The 15733-nt window shown below is 70.5% G+C and carries 11 protein-coding genes; all 11 read left to right on the forward strand.

Annotated elements, in window-relative coordinates:
- The first annotated feature begins 26 nt into the window (after positions 1–26).
- The 11 genes from OG257_RS21840 (at position 27) to OG257_RS21890 (ending at position 15648) form a co-directional block, all read left to right on the forward strand.
- Positions 27–989: a beta-ketoacyl-ACP synthase III gene (locus tag OG257_RS21840; protein ID WP_329209900.1), complete on the forward strand. Its 963-nt coding sequence runs from the start codon at positions 27–29 to the stop codon at positions 987–989.
- Positions 990–1071: 82 nt separating this feature from the next.
- The gene (locus OG257_RS21845; protein WP_329209902.1) at positions 1072–1317 is read left to right on the forward strand and encodes an acyl carrier protein; all 246 of its coding nucleotides are present in this window, start codon (positions 1072–1074) and stop codon (positions 1315–1317) included.
- 3 nt (positions 1318–1320) lie between these two features.
- A complete protein-coding gene (locus OG257_RS21850; protein ID WP_329209904.1) occupies positions 1321–2718 on the forward strand; it encodes a condensation domain-containing protein in 1398 nt (465 codons plus the stop codon).
- A complete protein-coding gene (sbnA, locus tag OG257_RS21855; RefSeq protein WP_329209906.1) occupies positions 2715–3728 on the forward strand; it encodes a 2,3-diaminopropionate biosynthesis protein SbnA in 1014 nt (337 codons plus the stop codon). The genes OG257_RS21850 and sbnA overlap by 4 nt, the downstream gene beginning before the upstream one ends.
- Complete coding sequence (gene sbnB, locus OG257_RS21860; protein WP_329209907.1) at positions 3722–4723, forward strand: 2,3-diaminopropionate biosynthesis protein SbnB; 1002 nt, start codon at positions 3722–3724, stop codon at positions 4721–4723. The genes sbnA and sbnB overlap by 7 nt, the downstream gene beginning before the upstream one ends.
- 65 nt (positions 4724–4788) lie before the next feature.
- A complete protein-coding gene (locus OG257_RS21865) occupies positions 4789–9657 on the forward strand; it encodes a non-ribosomal peptide synthetase (RefSeq protein ID WP_329209909.1) in 4869 nt (1622 codons plus the stop codon).
- A 25-nt stretch (positions 9658–9682) separates the two neighbouring features.
- On the forward strand, positions 9683–10600 hold the full coding sequence (locus OG257_RS21870; RefSeq protein WP_329209910.1) for an ornithine carbamoyltransferase: 918 nt from the start codon (positions 9683–9685) through the stop codon (positions 10598–10600).
- Entirely contained in the window at positions 10597–11955 is a 1359-nt protein-coding gene (locus OG257_RS21875) for an MFS transporter (protein WP_329209912.1), read from the forward strand. The genes OG257_RS21870 and OG257_RS21875 overlap by 4 nt, the downstream gene beginning before the upstream one ends.
- Positions 11948–12727 carry an ABC transporter ATP-binding protein gene (locus OG257_RS21880; protein WP_329209914.1) on the forward strand — a complete coding sequence of 260 codons (780 nt, stop codon included), beginning with the start codon at positions 11948–11950 and terminating at the stop codon, positions 12725–12727. The genes OG257_RS21875 and OG257_RS21880 overlap by 8 nt, the downstream gene beginning before the upstream one ends.
- Positions 12724–15213, forward strand: a complete 2490-nt coding sequence (locus OG257_RS21885; protein ID WP_329209916.1) for an FtsX-like permease family protein — start codon at positions 12724–12726, stop codon at positions 15211–15213. The genes OG257_RS21880 and OG257_RS21885 overlap by 4 nt, the downstream gene beginning before the upstream one ends.
- A 219-nt stretch (positions 15214–15432) precedes the next feature.
- Complete coding sequence (locus OG257_RS21890) at positions 15433–15648, forward strand: MbtH family protein (RefSeq protein ID WP_329209918.1); 216 nt, start codon at positions 15433–15435, stop codon at positions 15646–15648.
- The last annotated feature ends 85 nt before the right edge of the window (positions 15649–15733 follow it).

The following is a 15733-nucleotide window of genomic DNA, read 5'->3' on the forward strand; positions in this document are numbered from 1 at the left end:
CGGATCTATCGGGAGTTGAGGGAGACATGTTCGAGTTCGAGACGTACGGATCACGGATCTCCGGACTGGCCGTGTACCGGCCGGCCAGGCTGGTGTCCAACGAGGAACTGGCACCGCTGACGACGGTCTCGCCGCAGTGGATGGAGAGCCGGACCGGCATCAAGACCCGCCATCACGCCTCCGACGAGGAGGACCTGGTCACGATGTCGGCGGCCGCGGGCGAGAAGGCCGTCGTCTCGGCCGACATCGACCCGGGCGAGGTGGACCTGACGATCGTCGCGAGCGCCACCCGCCGTCGCCGTATGCCCGGCATCGCCCCCGAGGTGGCCAGTCGTATCGGACTGCCCAACTCGGGTGCGTACGACCTCAACGCGGTCTGTGCCGGCTTCACGTACTCGCTGGCCATGGCGTCCAACGCCGTGCGTCTGGGCGAGGCGCGCAACGTCCTGGTCGTCGGCGCCGAGCGGACCAGCGAGTGGATCGACCCCGCCGACCCCGACACGTTCGTCATCTTCGGTGACGGTGCCGGAGCCGCGGTGGTGTCCCGCTCGGACCAGCCCGGCATCGGCCCGGCGGTCTGGGGCAGCGACGGCGCACGGCACGACGTGCTCGGCATCACCGAGAAGGCGGACGGCCGGGAGTACGTCACCATGAACGGCCCGCTCGTCTACAAGTGGTCCACGGCCACCATGCCGGACGTCGCCCACCGGGCGTGCGCCGCCGCCGGGATCACGATGCAGGACATCGACTGGTTCGTGCCGCACCAGGCCAACAACCGGATCATCAAGACGCTCGCCGCGAACCTGGACCTCCCGCCGGAGCGCGTCGTCAACGACGTCGTCGAGACCGGGAACACCTCCGCGGCCTCCGTGCCGCTGGCGCTGAGCAGGCTCAAGGAGAGCGGCCGCAGCACCCCCGGCGAGAACGTCCTGCTGCTCGGCTTCGGTGCCGGCCTGACGTACGCCGGCCAGGTCGTCCGGATGCCGTGACCGGCCCCGGCGAACCCCCAGAACCCCCGCACTCCCCCCGCACGCACATCCACGCGCACACACCTATGGAGAGACGAAGGCCATGACCAGAGACGAACTGATTGTCGAGATCATCAACCTCACGCTGCGTACGGCGCCGGACCTGGAGGGCGAGGTCACCGCTGATTCCAGCTTCGACGAGCTCGGCATGGACTCCCTCACCCGCATCGACCTCCTGGCGGCCGTGGAGAAGGCCTTCAACCAAACAGTGCCCGACGAGCGGGTCGGCGACCTGCTGCGCGTCAGTGACGTCGCGGACTTCCTGACAGCAAACAAGGCAGGAGTCTGACCCATGGGCCACACGGACCCCATAGGCGGGGCGATGCCCCTGTCGGTGGGCCAGGAGGGGCTATGGCTGCTCCACAAACTGGCTCCCGACAGCGCGACCTACAACCTCGCGGGTGGTGTCCGGATGGAGCCCGCGCCGGACCCGGAGGTCCTGGCGCGGGCGGCCCGGGCGCTCACCGAACGGCACCCGATGCTGCGTTCGGTGTACGTCGAGGCCGACGGCAGTCCCCGCCGGCTGGTGAAGGACCCGGGTGACATCGGCGAACTCGTCGTCCGTGACGTACCGGACGCGGACGACGACGAGCTGGAGCGGCTCGTCGCCGCGGAGGCGGGCACCCCCTTCCGGCTCTCGGACGAGGGACCGTTCCGGGTGGTGCTGTGGCGCCGCCGTACCGACGCCGTGCTGCTGGCGCTCACCCACCACATCGCGACCGACGCCATCTCCCAGTGGATGCTGTGGCGCGACCTGCTGGCCGCGTACGAGGCGTTCGCCGAGGGCAAGGAGCCCGGCTGGGCCCCCGTCGCCGTCGACTACGGCCATTTCGTCGAGAGCGAGCGTGCCCTGCTCGAATCCTCGCGCGGTCAGCGGCAGGCGGAGTTCTGGCAGGAGCAGGTCGAAGGGTCCGCACCCGCGGAGCTGCTGACCGACAAGCCCCGGCCGGCCGTCGCGTCGTTCACCGGTGCCAGCCTCGTACGCCGGCTGCCCGACGAACTCGCGGAGCGGCTCAAGCGTGCCGCCGCCGAACAGGAGATCTCGCAGTTCGCCCTGGCGCTCGGCTCCCTGCAGGCACTGCTGAACCGCTGGACCGGACAGTCCGACTTCCTCATCGCCTGCCCGGCCTCGGTGCGCCGCTCGGCCGCCAAGGACGTCGTCGGCTACTACGTCAACCCGGTGCTCATCAGGGCCGTGTTCGACAGGAACACCCCGCTGGGCGAGGTGACGGCCGCGGCCAACGACCGCCTCAGGCAGGCGACCGCGCGGGCCACGTACCCGTTCCCGCTGGTCGCGCAGGCCGCGGCGGCGACCGGGCCGCTGTTCCGGATCTCCATGACCATGGTCACCACGGACCGCTTCGGTTCCGAACTGGCCGGTGCGGTCGCCGGCGTACCCCTCGACGTGGCCGGTCTGACCACCACGTACCTGGAGATACCGCACCTCGAGGGCCAGTGCGACATCACCTTCGAAGTCACCCGTGACGTGCAGGGGCTCACCATCGCCCTGCGCTACGACACGGCGCTCTTCGAGCGGGACACCATGGACCGGCTGTTCGACCAGCTCATCCGCTTCATGACCGCCGCCGGGGACACACCCGAGCGCCCGGTCTCCCGGATCCCGCTGACGGACGCCGCCCAGAAGCGTTCGCTGCTCGCCCTGGGCAGCAACGCCGGCGACGGATCATGAAGCAACCCGTGCTCCGCGGCATCCTCGACGGTGTGGGCAACACGCACCTCGTCGAACTCGGCGGGCTGCTGCCCCGCTTCGGGTCCCGCGTCTTCGCGAAGCTCGAAGCCTTCAACCCCGGCGGCAGTGTCAAGGACAGGTCGGCCCTGTCGATGCTGCTCGGCAGGATCCGCAGCGGGGAACTGGTACCGGGCAGGTCCACGGTCGTGGAATCGAGCTCCGGAAACCTGGCGATCGGCATCGCGCAGATCTGCCGGTACTTCGGCATCGACTTCATCTGCGTCGTGGACCCCAAGACCACCCAGCAGAACCTGGCGATCCTGCGCGCCTACCGGGTCACGGTCGAGATGGTGACCGAGGTCGACCCGGACACCCGCGCCTATCTGCCCATGCGCCTGGCGCGGGTTCGCGAACTGGTGGCCGCGACACCCGGCGCGTACTGGCCCAACCAGTACGCCAACCCGCTCAACCCCCGGGCCCATGTGCAGACCATGCGAGAGATCGCCGAAGCACTGGACGACCGGGTGGACTACCTGTTCTGTTCGACCGGTACCGGCGGCACCATGACCGGCTGCGCCCAGTACATCCGGGAGCGCGGACTCTCCACCACGCTGGTGGGGGTCGACGCCATGGGCAGCGTGCTGTTCGGCGGCCCCTCGGGTCCGCGGCTGCTGCCCGGACACGGGGCCGCGATCAAGCCCCCGCTGTTCGATCCGACGCTGGCCGACGAGGTCGTGCTCGTCAACGACCTCGACTGCGTCGTCGCCTGCCGGACCCTGACACACCGTGAGGCGATCCTCGCGGGCGGCTCTTCGGGGGCGGTGACCGCCGCACTCGGGAAGATGGCCGACCGCATTCCGGCCGGCAGCAACTGCGTGATGATCTTCCCCGACCGCGGCGACCGCTATCTCGACACCATCTACTCCGACGACTGGGTGCGCGCCCACTTCGGAGAGGTCTCACATCTGTGGAACGAACCCGAACACACATTGGCGGTGGGCGCATGCTGATCATCAAGCACGGTGAAGTGGCCGGGCTGCTGGCCGGACGCGAGAAGGAGGTCATCGACCTCGTCGCCGAGGCCTACAAGCGCCACGACGAGGGCCGCACAGTCCTGCCGCACTCCGTCTTCCTGCGCTTCCCCGACCGTCCGAGGGACCGGATCATCGGCCTCCCCGGCTACCTCGGGGGCGACACCGAAGTCGCCGGGATGAAGTGGATCTCCTCCTTCCCCGGCAACGTCGCCGCCGGGCTGCAGCGCGCCAGCGCCGCCGTCCTGCTGAACTCACTGGAGACCGGGCACCCCGAGGCGCTCATCGAGGGCTCCCTGATCTCGGCCATGCGCACCGCGGCCTCGGCCGCACTCGGCGCACGGATGCTCCTCGGGGACCGCAGGCCGTCCGGGATCACGCTCATCGGCACCGGCGTCATCAACCGGGAGGTGCTGCGCTTCCTGGCCGCCGAGCTGCCCGAGCTCGACTCCCTCGCCGTCCACGACACGGACATGGAGCGGGCCAAGCGCTTCACCGCGGATCACGCCAGGCTGCTGCCCGGCGCGAAGATCCGCCACTGCGCCACGCTCGACGAGGCGCTGGCCGCCCACGACCTGGTGTCCTTCGCGACGACGTCGGCCTCGCCGTACACCGGCCTGGACGCCTGCCCGCCCGGCACCGTCGTGCTCCACATCTCGCTGCGCGACCTCACCGTGCCCGCCGTACTCGGCGCGCACAACATCGTCGACGACCCCGACCACGTATGCCGTGAGCAGACCTCACCGCACCTGGCGGAGCAGCACACCGGTGGGCGCGACTTCGTCGACGCCTCCATCGGCGCCCTGCTGCGCGGCACCGCCCGGCTGGAACCGGAGGCCGGAAAGCCGCTCGTGTACTCCCCGTTCGGCCTCGGCGTCCTGGACCTGGCGCTGGCCGGCTTCGTCCGGGACGAGGCACGAAGGGGCGGCATCGGCACCCGTATCGACGGGTTCGTTCCCGCGCCGACGCCCTAGGAAGGCTCCCGAACCCGGGTCACCGCCACTGAACGCTGCAACTGATCAACACCTCTGGAGAAGAGATGTCTGTCCCGCTGCACGAACTGATCGCCCAGCAGACCGTCCGTACCCCCCACGCCATCGCGGTCGACGACGCACAAGGGTCGATGACGTACGCGCAGCTGGACCGCCGCGCGAACGGAATCGCGCGGCTGCTGCGCGGGCGCGGTGTCCTTCCCGAGTCGAGGGTTGCCGTCTGCCTGCCGCGCGGGCGCGAGCTCGTCGCGGCGCTCCTGGGCGTCTGGAAGGCCGGCGCGGCCTACGTGCCGCTGGACGCAGGCCACCCGGCCGAGCGCATCGCCTGGATGGTCGCGGACAGCGGCGCGCGGACGGTCCTGACCATCGGCGAGTCGGCCGGGGCTCTGGACGGGGTCGTACCCGACGGTGTCGTGCTCCTGGACGCGGCCGGTGGCGAGGCCGACGCCGAACCGGTGGAAACGGGCCCGCAGCACGCCGCGTACATCACGTACACCTCGGGCTCGACGGGCCGCCCCAAGGGCGTGCTCGTCGAGCACGGCGGGATCGCCAACCGGGTGTCGTGGTCGGTCGCCCGCCAGGAACTCACCCCGGACGACCGGGTGTTGCAGAAGACCGTCCTCACGTTCGACGCCGCGGCCCTGGAGCTCTTCGCGCCGCTGGTCGCGGGCGGCACCGTCGTGATGGCCCCCGAGGGCGCCGAATCGGACCCCGCCCTCCTCGTACGGACGGTGGCCGACCGGCACATCACCGTCCTGCAGGGCGTGCCCTCCGTGCTGCGGCTGCTCGCCGAGGAGCCCGCCTGGTCCGAGTGCACCGGGCTGCGGCTCGTCCTGTCCGCGGGTGAGGCCCTCGACGCCGAACTGTGCCGCAGGCTCGGCGAACCCACCGGCGCCAAGGTGTGGAACACCTACGGCCCCACCGAGTGCTCCATCGACGTCACGGGCCAGGAGTTCGACCCGGAGCTGCACACCGAGGCCGTGCCGATCGGCCGGCCGGTCGACAACATGCGCGTGTACGTGCTCGACGAGGAGCTCGACCCGGTCCCGATCGGTGTCGTCGGCGAGCTGTACGCCGGGGGCATCGGCGTGGCACGCGGCTACGTCGGCAACCCGGCGCAGACCGCGGAGAGGTTCGTACCGGACCCGCACGGCCCGGCGGGCAGCCGCATGTACCGCACCGGCGACCTCGCGCGCTGGCGCTCCGACGGCGCACTCGCCTACCTCGGCCGCGTGGACCACCAGGTCAAGGTGAACGGCGTCCGCATCGAGCCCGCCGAGGTGGAGGCCGCACTCAACGCGCACCCCGACATCCGGGGCGCCGTGGTCGGCGCGTACACCGTCGGCGGCGGAAAGCGCCTCGTCGCCCACCTGGTGACCGCCCGCCGCATACCCCGGGACGAACTGCGCAGCTTCCTGCGCAAGCGGCTCCCCGAGCCGATGGTCCCCGCCCTGTTCGTGCCCGTGGACGCCTTCCCGCTGACCGGCAACGGCAAGATCGACCGCAAGGCCCTGCCCGACCCCGAGCAGCCCGGCACACGGACCGCGGGGGAGGGGCCCCGGTACACCGCGCCCCGCACCGTCGCCGAACGCCTCGTCGCCGAGGTGTGGGAGCAGCTGCTCCAGGTCGAACGGGTCGGTGTGCACGACGACTTCTTCGCCCTCGGCGGCTCCTCCCTCGTCCTGACCCGGCTGGCCGACGCCCTGGGCAGGGCCTCCGGAGACAGCATCCAGCTGCGCGGGCTCTTCGCGGCCTCCACGGTCGAGGCCCAGGCCAAGCTCCTGGAGGAGGCGCGGCCCGCCGTACCCGAGGTGGTACCGGTGGGACGCGACACCCCCCTGCCGCTCTCCTTCGGACAGCACCGGCTGTGGTTCCTGGACCGCATGCACCCGGGCAGCGCGGAATGGGTGGCGCCGCTGTTCCTCCGGCTGCCCGCCGGCACGGCCGCCGACACGGTGCAGTCCGCACTGGACACGCTGGAGACCCGCCACGAGTCCCTGCGCACCCGGTACGTCCTGGAGGGCGAGGAGCCCCGCCAGGTGGTGGCCGGACCCCAGCCGGTCGAGCTGCGCGTGGTGGACGCGAGCGAGGCAGAGATCGAGGGGCTGTTCGGGGAGCAGTTCGCCCGGGGCTTCGACCTGAGCGACGGGCCGCTGTGGCGGGCCCTGCTCGTACGGGTTCCCGTCGGCGGCCCCGTGCTGCTGGTCACGACCCACCACATCGCCAGTGACGGCTGGTCGACGGTGCTGATGGACCGGGAGATCCGCGAGCTGTGCGCCGCCGCCTCGGAGGGCCGGACACCGGAACTCCCCGAGCTCCCTGTGCAGTACGCGGACTACGCGGCCTGGCAGGCCGCCCGGTCCGACGACACGGTCCTCGACCGCGAACTCGACTACTGGAAGAACGCGCTGCGCGGCATGCCCGAACTGCAGCTCCACACGGACCGGCTTCGCCCGGCCCGGCGCGACGGGCGGGGCGAGGGCGTGCGCTTCTCGGTTCCGGCCGGTCTCGCCGACGCTCTCAGCGGCATCGGGCGGAAGCACGGCGCGACCCAGTACGCGACCCTGCTGGCCGTCTTCGCGGCGCTGCTCTCACGGCACAGCGGGCAGGACGACTTCGGCATCGGGAGCCCGGTCACCGGGCGGCTCAGGCCCGAGACCCAGGGCACGGTCGGCTTCTTCCTCAACTCGCTCGTCATGCGCTGCGACCTGACCGGCGACCCGACCTTCGGCGAGCTGCTGGGACGTACGAAGGACACGGCCATGGCCGGCTTCGCGCACCAGGAGCTGCCGTTCGAACGGCTGGTGGACGAACTGCAGCCGGTCCGCGACCTGTCCCGCACCCCGCTCTACCAGGTCGCCTTCGACCTGCAGGACGAAGGCGCCACATCGGTGGCCGCCGACGGGGTACTGATGGACGCCTTCCAGGGCGCCTGGCGGGTGGCCAAGACCGACCTGACGATGTTCGTGTGGCGCCAGGCCGACGGCTCGCTGAACGGTGCGCTGGAGTACGCGACCTCGCTGTTCGACCGGCCCACCGTGGAGCGCATGGCCGACCACTTCGTGAGGCTGGTCGAGGGCGTGGTGGCGGCGCCCGAGGCGGCACTGTCGGCCATCGACATCACCTCGGTGCACGAGCACCGGCTCCTGCGGGTCTGGAACGACTCGGCGGTGGTGGTGCCGGAGGTGTCGGTGCCGGAGCTGGTGGCGCGTCGGTCCTCCGCGGCGCCGGGTGCGGTGGCTGTGGAGGCGGGTGACCGGTCGTTGTCGTTCGCGGAGTTGGATGTGCGGGCGAATCGGTTGGCGCATCGTCTGCGTGCGGCTGGTGTGGGTCCGGAGTCGACGGTTGCGGTGTTGCTGGATCGTTCGGTCGATCTGGTGGTGTCGTTGTTGGCGGTGTGGCGTGCGGGTGGTGGGTTCGTTCCGATGGACCCGGTGCTGCCGGCGGGTCGTATCGCGGGGATGGTCGAGGACGCCAGGGTGGGTGTGGCGTTGACGTCGGCCCGGTATGTGGATCGTTTCCCGGGTGTGGAGACGGTGCTGGCCGAGGGTGATGTGTCGTCGTTCCCGGATTCGGTGCCTTCGGGTGTGCTGGATCTGGATTCGGTGGCGTACACGGTGTTCACGTCGGGTTCGACGGGGCGGCCGAAGGGTGTGCAGGTTTCGCATCGCAGTCTGGTGAATCATGTGGACTGGGCTGTGCGGGAGTTGGTGGCGTCGGGTTCGGGTGGTGCGCCGGTGTTCTCGTCGGTGGCGTTCGACCTGGTGGTGCCGAATGTGTGGGCTCCTCTGGCTGCGGGTCAGCGTGCGTGGCTTTGGGACGGTGAGCTGACGGAGCTGGGTGAGAGCCTGGTGGCAGCCGGTCCGTTCTCCTTCATGAAGCTGACCCCCGGTCATCTGGAGGTGCTGTCCGGGCAGTTGTCGGACGAGCAGATCCAGGGTTTGACGTCTCGTGTGGTGGTTGCGGGTGAGGCGTTGCCCGGTGGTCTGGTGGAGCGCTGGCGGGTGCTGCTGGGTGAGGGCCGTGTACTGAACGAGTACGGCCCGACCGAAGCGACCGTCGGGACCTGCGTCTTCCCGCTCGTCGAGGCGTTCGAGGGTGTGGTGCCGATCGGGCGTCCGCTGCCGAACATGACCATGCGCGTCCTGGACGCGGGTCTGCAGCCGGTCCCGGTGGGGGCCGTGGGTGAGCTGTTCGTCGGCGGTACGGGTGTGGCACGCGGCTACGCATACCGTCCCGGTGCGACGGCTGAGCGGTTCGTGCCCGACCCGTTCGGGCCGGCGGGTGCGCGTCTCTACCGCACGGGTGACTTGGTGCGGTGGCGTAGTGATGGTGCGGTCGAGTTCCTGGGCCGTATCGATGACCAGGTGAAGGTGCGCGGGTATCGCATCGAGCTCGGTGAGATCCGGGCCGCGTTGGTCGCTCATCCGCAGGTCACCGACGCCACCGTGGTGGTGTCGGAGGAACAGAGGCTCATCGCCTACGTCGTCGGCAGCACCGATGACCTGGCGGAGGGGCTCAGGGCTTCGCTGCCGGAGTACATGGTCCCGTCCGTCTTCGTCGGCCTCGACGCGCTCCCGCTGACCGCCAACGGCAAGATCGACCGACGCGCCCTCCCCGACCCCGAGGCCACGGCAGCCGACGCGTTCATCGCTCCCGGTACGCCCACCGAAGAACGCGTCGCAGCCATCTGGCGCGACCTGCTCGGCAAGGAGGCGAGCACCCAGGACAGCTTCTTCGACCTGGGCGGCCACTCCATCCTCGCCGTCCGGCTGGTCTCGCGCCTGCAGAACGAGTTCGACCTGGACCTGCCGATGCGCGTCGCCTTCGAGAGCCCGACGATCGCGCAGCTCTCCGTGGAGATCGAGGACCGGATCCGGGCCGAGATCGACGCCGTGCTCACCGAGTCCCACTGATTCCGTCGAGACGAAGGACGTGCTCATGCGACACCTCATCTCCATCTGCGACCTGACCGACGACGACCTGCGGGGCCTGGTCGAGCGGGGGGCGGAATTCGCCGCCGGGGCCCGGGCGAAGTCCCTGGAGGACGCGATCGTCGGCATCTACTTCCGGCGGACGTCCACCCGTACCCGTACCGCCTTCACCAGCGGCGCCCTGCGGCTCGGGGCGAAGGCGGTGACCTTCGGTCCCGACGACCTGCAGCTGAACACGGGGGAGACCACCGAGGACACCGGCCGGGTGCTCTCCGGCATGCTGGACCTGCTGGTGGCCCGAACCGCGGACGCCACCGAGGAGCTGCGGACCTGGGCGGCCGGCGGGCAGATGTCCGTCATCAACGCGATGAGCGCGGAGGAGCACCCCACCCAGGGGCTCACCGATCTCACCACGCTGCAGCACCATTTCGGCCGTGTCGAGGGCCTGCGGGTCCTGTACGTCGGCGAGGGCAACAACAGCGCCGCGGCCCTGGCCCTCGCCCTGACCCGGTTCCCCGGGACGGAGCTCGAGCTGCGGACACCGCCCGGCTACGGGCTGGCGCCGGAGATCCTCGCCACCGCCACCGAACAGGCGGCGCGCAGCGGGTCGAAGGTGTCCGAGCAGCACGACATGGATGCCCTGCCGTCGGGTCTCGACGCCGTCTACACCACGCGGTGGCAGACCACCGGAACCAGCAAGCCGACCGCCGACTGGCGGGAGGTCTTCGCACCGTTCCAGGTCACCCGCGAGCTGTGGCAGGGGAGCCCTGACGCGGTCTTCCTGCACGACCTCCCCGCCCACCGCGGCCAGGAGGTCACCGCCGAGGTGCTGGACGGGCCGGCGAGCATCGCCTTCACCCAGGCCACGCACAAGCTGCACAGCGCGATGGCTGTCCTGGAATGGTGCTGGGCCGATCGGCCATGAGTGACGAGGGGGGGTATCGGATACGGCGAAGAAGCAAGCACGCGCTGCCGACGCTGCGCAGCTACCGCGACTTCCGGCTGCTGTGGACCGGCTCCGCCATGTCCGTCATGGCGGAGCGGTGCTCGGGCATGGCGTTCACGCTGCTCGTGCTGTGGGACACCGGATCGGAGAGCGCGGCCGGACTCGTGGGCTTCGCGGGGCTGTTGCCGGCGCTGCTGGTCCAGCTGCCCGCCGGTGTCATGGTGGACCGGCTGAACCGTCGGCGGGTGATGATGACGTGCGTCATCGTGCGCATGGTCGCGGTCGCCACGGTGGCTGTGTCGTTGCTGGGGGACACCGTCTGGGTCTGGCACATCGCGACGGTGGCGTTCATCCAGAGCAGCATGACGGTCTTCTACCAGTTGTCCGAGCGGGCCATGGTCCGCGGTGTGGTGCCGCCCAGGCAACTGGGGGCGGCGATGGCGACGAACGAGGCACGTTCACGGGGCGTCAACTTCATCGGACATCCGGTGAGCGGTGCCATGTTCGGTCTGTCGGCGTGGATGCCGTTCATGTCGAGCGTCGGGCTGTACCTGCTCTCGCTGATCACACTCGTGCGGCTGCGGGGGGAGAAGGAGCCGCCCCCCAGGCCGGGCAACAAGCGGCGCAACATGCGGGCCGACATCGCGGTCGGGCTGCGGTGGGTATGGGATCGCGCCTTTTTCCGAACCGCCCTGCTGATCATCGCGGGAAGCAATCTGGTCTTCCAGGGGCTCATCCTCACCGTGGCCGTCGTGGTCAGGGAGGACGGCGGCGCCGCGGGCACCATCGGCCTGATCATGGCGTCCGGCGGTATGGGAGGGCTGTTCGGGGCGCTGGTCGGCGGCTGGCTGAACAAGCGGCTGGCGATGCGTCAGATCATGATCATGGCGCATGTGACCTGGGCGCTGGTCATGCCCGCAGCGGTATTTTTCAGACAACCCGTGGCACTCGGTGTGCTCTTCTTCATAACGTCTCATATAGGAGCCGCTGTTACTGTCTCCGGCATGTCCTACCAGGTGCGAATCACCCCCAACAACATGCAGGGGCGGGTCGGCAGTGTCGTCATGCTCCTTGTGTCGGGGGCGAGTTCACTCGGTGCGCTCGGTACCGGGTATCTGCTGGAGGCAGTCGGCACCCGGCACACGCTCATGGTCGTGTCGGGAGTGATGGTGGTGCTCGCCCTGGTCGCCACCGCGGTCTTCACCAGGCCGGGTGCGGCGCTGGAGGACCGGCAGGACAGCGCACCGCCCCCACAGCCCGAGCCGGTTGCCATCGCGGACGGGTCCACGGCCGATCCCCTCACCACCCTGGAATTGCGGAGAATCGATGGATGACGCAGTGCGGCTCGAGTCGCTGACCAAGACCTATGGATCCGGGGACAGCGCGGTGACGGCGCTGCGCGAGATCGGTCTGTCCTTTCCCCGCGGGAGCTTCACCGCCATCATGGGCCCGTCGGGCTCCGGCAAGTCGACCCTTCTGCAGTGTGCCGCGGGACTCGACAAGCCCACATCGGGGCGGGTGTTCATCGACGGCAAGGACATCGTCGGGCTGAACGAGACCCAGCTCACCGAACTCCGCCGCGAGACGACGGGGTTCATCTTCCAGGCCTTCAACCTGCTGCCTTCGCTCACCGCCGAGCAGAACGTGGCGCTGCCGATGCGGCTGGCCGGGCGCAAGCCCAAGCGCCGGACCGTGCAGCAGGCACTCGCCCAGGTGGGGCTGGAGAAGAAGGCGGGCAGCCGGCCGAGCCAGCTGTCCGGCGGCCAGCAGCAGCGTGTCGCCATCGCCCGTGCCCTGGTGGCCCGGCCGGCGGTGCTCTTCGCCGACGAACCCACCGGCGCACTCGACCTCACCACAGGGCGCGAACTGCTGGACACGTTGCGGCAGCTGGCCGGTGCGCCCGTGCCGGATCCCGGCGTCGTGCCCGCCCCCGGTCACGGCGAGCGGGTGACGACGACGATCGTGATGGTCACACACGACCCGAACGTGGCCGCGTACGCGGACAGGGTGCTGTTCCTCGCCGACGGGAGCCTCGTCGGCGAGCTGCGCTCGCCCACCGCCGAGGCGGTCGCCGCGCGGATGACGGACCTGGCGGTGTCGCGGTGATCAGGGTTGCTTTCCAGACCCTGCGGGCACGGTGGGTGTCGTTCCTCGGCACCGTCGTGGCGCTGGTGCTCGGGGTCGCGCAGGTCGCGGCCATGGGCGTACTCATCATGACCATGCTCGACCTGCCGGACCGGCCGGTGGAACGGTTCGCCGAGGCGCCCGCCGTGGTGCAGGCGTCCGACCCGGACTGGGACCCGGCCCACCACGACCTCGGGATCCGGTCGCTCGCGGCCGCCCAGGGGATCTCGGCCGAGCTGAGCGAGAAGGTCGCCGCCACCGGCGAGACCGTGGTGGACCGTGCCTTCTACGCCCAGATCGAGGGCGGCCCCGCCGACCAGGTGGGTCACCCCTGGCCGGTGGCGAGGTTCGGAGGCTACGACCTGGCCGACGGCAAGGAGCCGTCCGGCGCCAAGGACGTCGTGGTCCCGTCGGACCAGGCCCGTACCGGCGACAAGGTGACGGTCCTGACCGCCTCCGGCGTCGAGCAGTACACGGTCAGCGGCACGGTCTCCCCGGTCGGCTGGGAGGACGCCGTCTTCTTCACCGACGCGGAGGCCGCCCGGCTCTCCCCGCGCATCGAGTCCCTGGTGGCGCTCGGCCCGGTCGCCGACGTCCGGGCCGCCGTCGGCGACAGTGCCGCGGTGCTCACCGGCCAGGACCGGCACAAGGCGGACGCCAGCGAGGCGGCCGACCGTGAGACGCTCGACAACACCATCACGCTCGTGCCGGTGATGGCCAGCGTGGCGGGCACCACGGCGATCTTCGTGGTGGCCTCCACCTTCGCCTTCGCGGTGGTCCAGCGCCGCCGGGAGGTCGCACTGCTGCGTACCGTCGGCGCCACCCCCAAGCAGGTGCGCAAGATGGTCCGCAACGAGGCGCTGCTCGTCGGCGTCGTCGCCTCCGCGGTGGGCACGGTCCTCGGACTGTTCGGCGCGCAACTCCTCGCCGACATGCTCATCGCGATGGACATCTCGCCCGAGTGGTTCACGGTGGAGCCCTCGCTGCACTGGACCGTTCTGGCGCCGCTCGCCGCCGCGTTCCTGGTCGGCCTCCTGGTGGCGGTCGGCGGTGCGGCAGCCGCGGCACGCCGGGCCGGCAGCATCCGTCCCATCGAGGCGCTGCGCGAGGCCTCCGTCGATGACACGGGGGTGACGCCCGGCAGGGCGCTGCTCGGTGTCATCGCCCTGGTGGGCGGTGTCGGGTGGACGGCGTGGATCGCCATCGCCTCACCGACGAGCGTGCTCTCGCCCACGGTCTACGTCGTGTCGCTGATGGTGCCGGTCCTGGCCGCGGCGGTGCTCGCGCCGTTGGTCGTCGGACCGCTCACCAAGCTGCTGATGCTGCCCTTCCGGGGTGCTTCGGGGCCCACCGCGATGCTGGTGCGCGAGAGCGCGCTGACCTCGCGACGGCGTACCGCTGCCACCGCGGCCCCCGTCCTGCTCACCGTCGGGCTGGCCTTCTCGCTGCTCGCCGCCACCGACTCGCTCGGCGCCGCACGTGACAACGGCCTGCAGAACCGGGTCAGTTCGCAGTACGCACTCGCACCCGACGGAACCCCGGGCATCAGCCCGCAGGTGATCGAGCGCGTCGCGGCGATCGACGGCGTGCACATCGCGGCGCCGATCCTCACCACCGTCTACACCAAGGACGAGAACCGGTACGAGGAGAACGACGGCCTCGTCGTCGATCCCGTCGCGCTGAAGAAGACGATGGACCTGAAGATCATCGACGGGTCCCTGGACGATCTCGACGACAACAGCACGGCCGTGGCCGACCTGTGGGGCATGGACGTCGGCTCCGAGCTCGCCGTGGAGATGCCCGACGGCGAGCGCGTCGAGCTGCGGGTCGCGGCGACGTACAAGGCGCTGCGGGGCGAGGACGTGGCGTACCTGCCGCAGCGGTTCGCCCCGTCGGCCGTCTACGCACGGGACGGTCTCGCGCGCAGGGCCTACATCACGCTGGACAACGGTGCCGATCACGCCGCGATCACCGCACAGATCCGCAAGGCGGTGGCCGGCGACGGAGCCGAGTTCATGACGAGGGACCAACTGGTCGCCTCCGAGAGCGCCTACGCACGCCACCTCACGGAGGTGCGGCAGCGTTCCACCGCGGTGATCATCATGATCTTCTGCTTCATCGCGATCCTCAACACGCTCCTCATGGCGACGGCCGACCGGCGCCGGGACCTTGCGGTGCTGCGGATGGCGGGGGCCACGCCGAAACAGGTCGTACGGTTCTTCGTCGCCGAGTCCCTGCTGGTCTCCGCCATCGGGGTGGCACTGGCACTCGCGGCCACCGCGGTCAACCTGACCGGACTGTGGGGTGCGTTGCTCCAGCTGTTCGGTACGACACCGATCGTGGTGCCGTACCTGATCGTCATCGCTGTCGCCGTCGTGTCCACGCTCCTCGCCGTGATCGGCACGGTGCTGCCCGTCGGCGCGGCACTGCGGGCGCGGACCGTCCAGTTCCTCGGCTCACGCGAGTAGCCCGGCCACCCCCCCCAGAGGGCGCCCGCCAGCCTCCCGGCACCAGGGCGCCCCCACCCGCAGCACCCCGAGACCCACGCGGTCCGGTCCCGCCTCCCCCGACGGGACCGGGCCGCGTGCTGCGTTGTGGCCGTGTGTGTACGGATGCGTTCAGTAGAGGGCCGATATAGGCGGGCGTCCGAAGCTGAGTGCGAATCCGACCACCGAAGGGAAACCGACATGGCTGACGAGCAGACCGACAACCGCGTCTACCGGGTCGTCCTGAACGACGAGGAGCAGTACTCGATCTGGGACGCGGACCGGGAGCTGCCGGCCGGCTGGCACACCGAGGGCACCGAGGGTGCCCGGCAGGTCTGCCTCGACCGGATCGAAGAGGTCTGGACGGACATGCGGCCCGCGAGCCTGCGCCGCCGCATGGAGAAGTCCGGCGCCTGAGCAGGAACCGCCGGCAGGACCGGCGGCAGCACCACGCAGGACACCCAGTGACACGTACGGAACGAAGGTCGGGAGGGGCGCTCAG

This window comes from Streptomyces sp. NBC_00683 (genome assembly GCF_036226745.1).
Lineage (GTDB): Bacteria > Actinomycetota > Actinomycetes > Streptomycetales > Streptomycetaceae > Streptomyces.

Coding starts and splice junctions, on each gene's coding strand:
- OG257_RS21840 (WP_329209900.1), top strand. CDS start 27: ATGTTCGAGTTCGAGACGTACGGATCACGGATCTCCGGACTGGCCGTG.
- OG257_RS21845 (WP_329209902.1), top strand. CDS start 1,072: ATGACCAGAGACGAACTGATTGTCGAGATCATCAACCTCACGCTGCGT.
- OG257_RS21850 (WP_329209904.1), top strand. CDS start 1,321: ATGGGCCACACGGACCCCATAGGCGGGGCGATGCCCCTGTCGGTGGGC.
- sbnA (WP_329209906.1), top strand. CDS start 2,715: ATGAAGCAACCCGTGCTCCGCGGCATCCTCGACGGTGTGGGCAACACG.
- sbnB (WP_329209907.1), top strand. CDS start 3,722: ATGCTGATCATCAAGCACGGTGAAGTGGCCGGGCTGCTGGCCGGACGC.
- OG257_RS21865 (WP_329209909.1), top strand. CDS start 4,789: ATGTCTGTCCCGCTGCACGAACTGATCGCCCAGCAGACCGTCCGTACC.
- OG257_RS21870 (WP_329209910.1), top strand. CDS start 9,683: ATGCGACACCTCATCTCCATCTGCGACCTGACCGACGACGACCTGCGG.
- OG257_RS21875 (WP_329209912.1), top strand. CDS start 10,597: ATGAGTGACGAGGGGGGGTATCGGATACGGCGAAGAAGCAAGCACGCG.
- OG257_RS21880 (WP_329209914.1), top strand. CDS start 11,948: ATGGATGACGCAGTGCGGCTCGAGTCGCTGACCAAGACCTATGGATCC.
- OG257_RS21890 (WP_329209918.1), top strand. CDS start 15,433: ATGGCTGACGAGCAGACCGACAACCGCGTCTACCGGGTCGTCCTGAAC.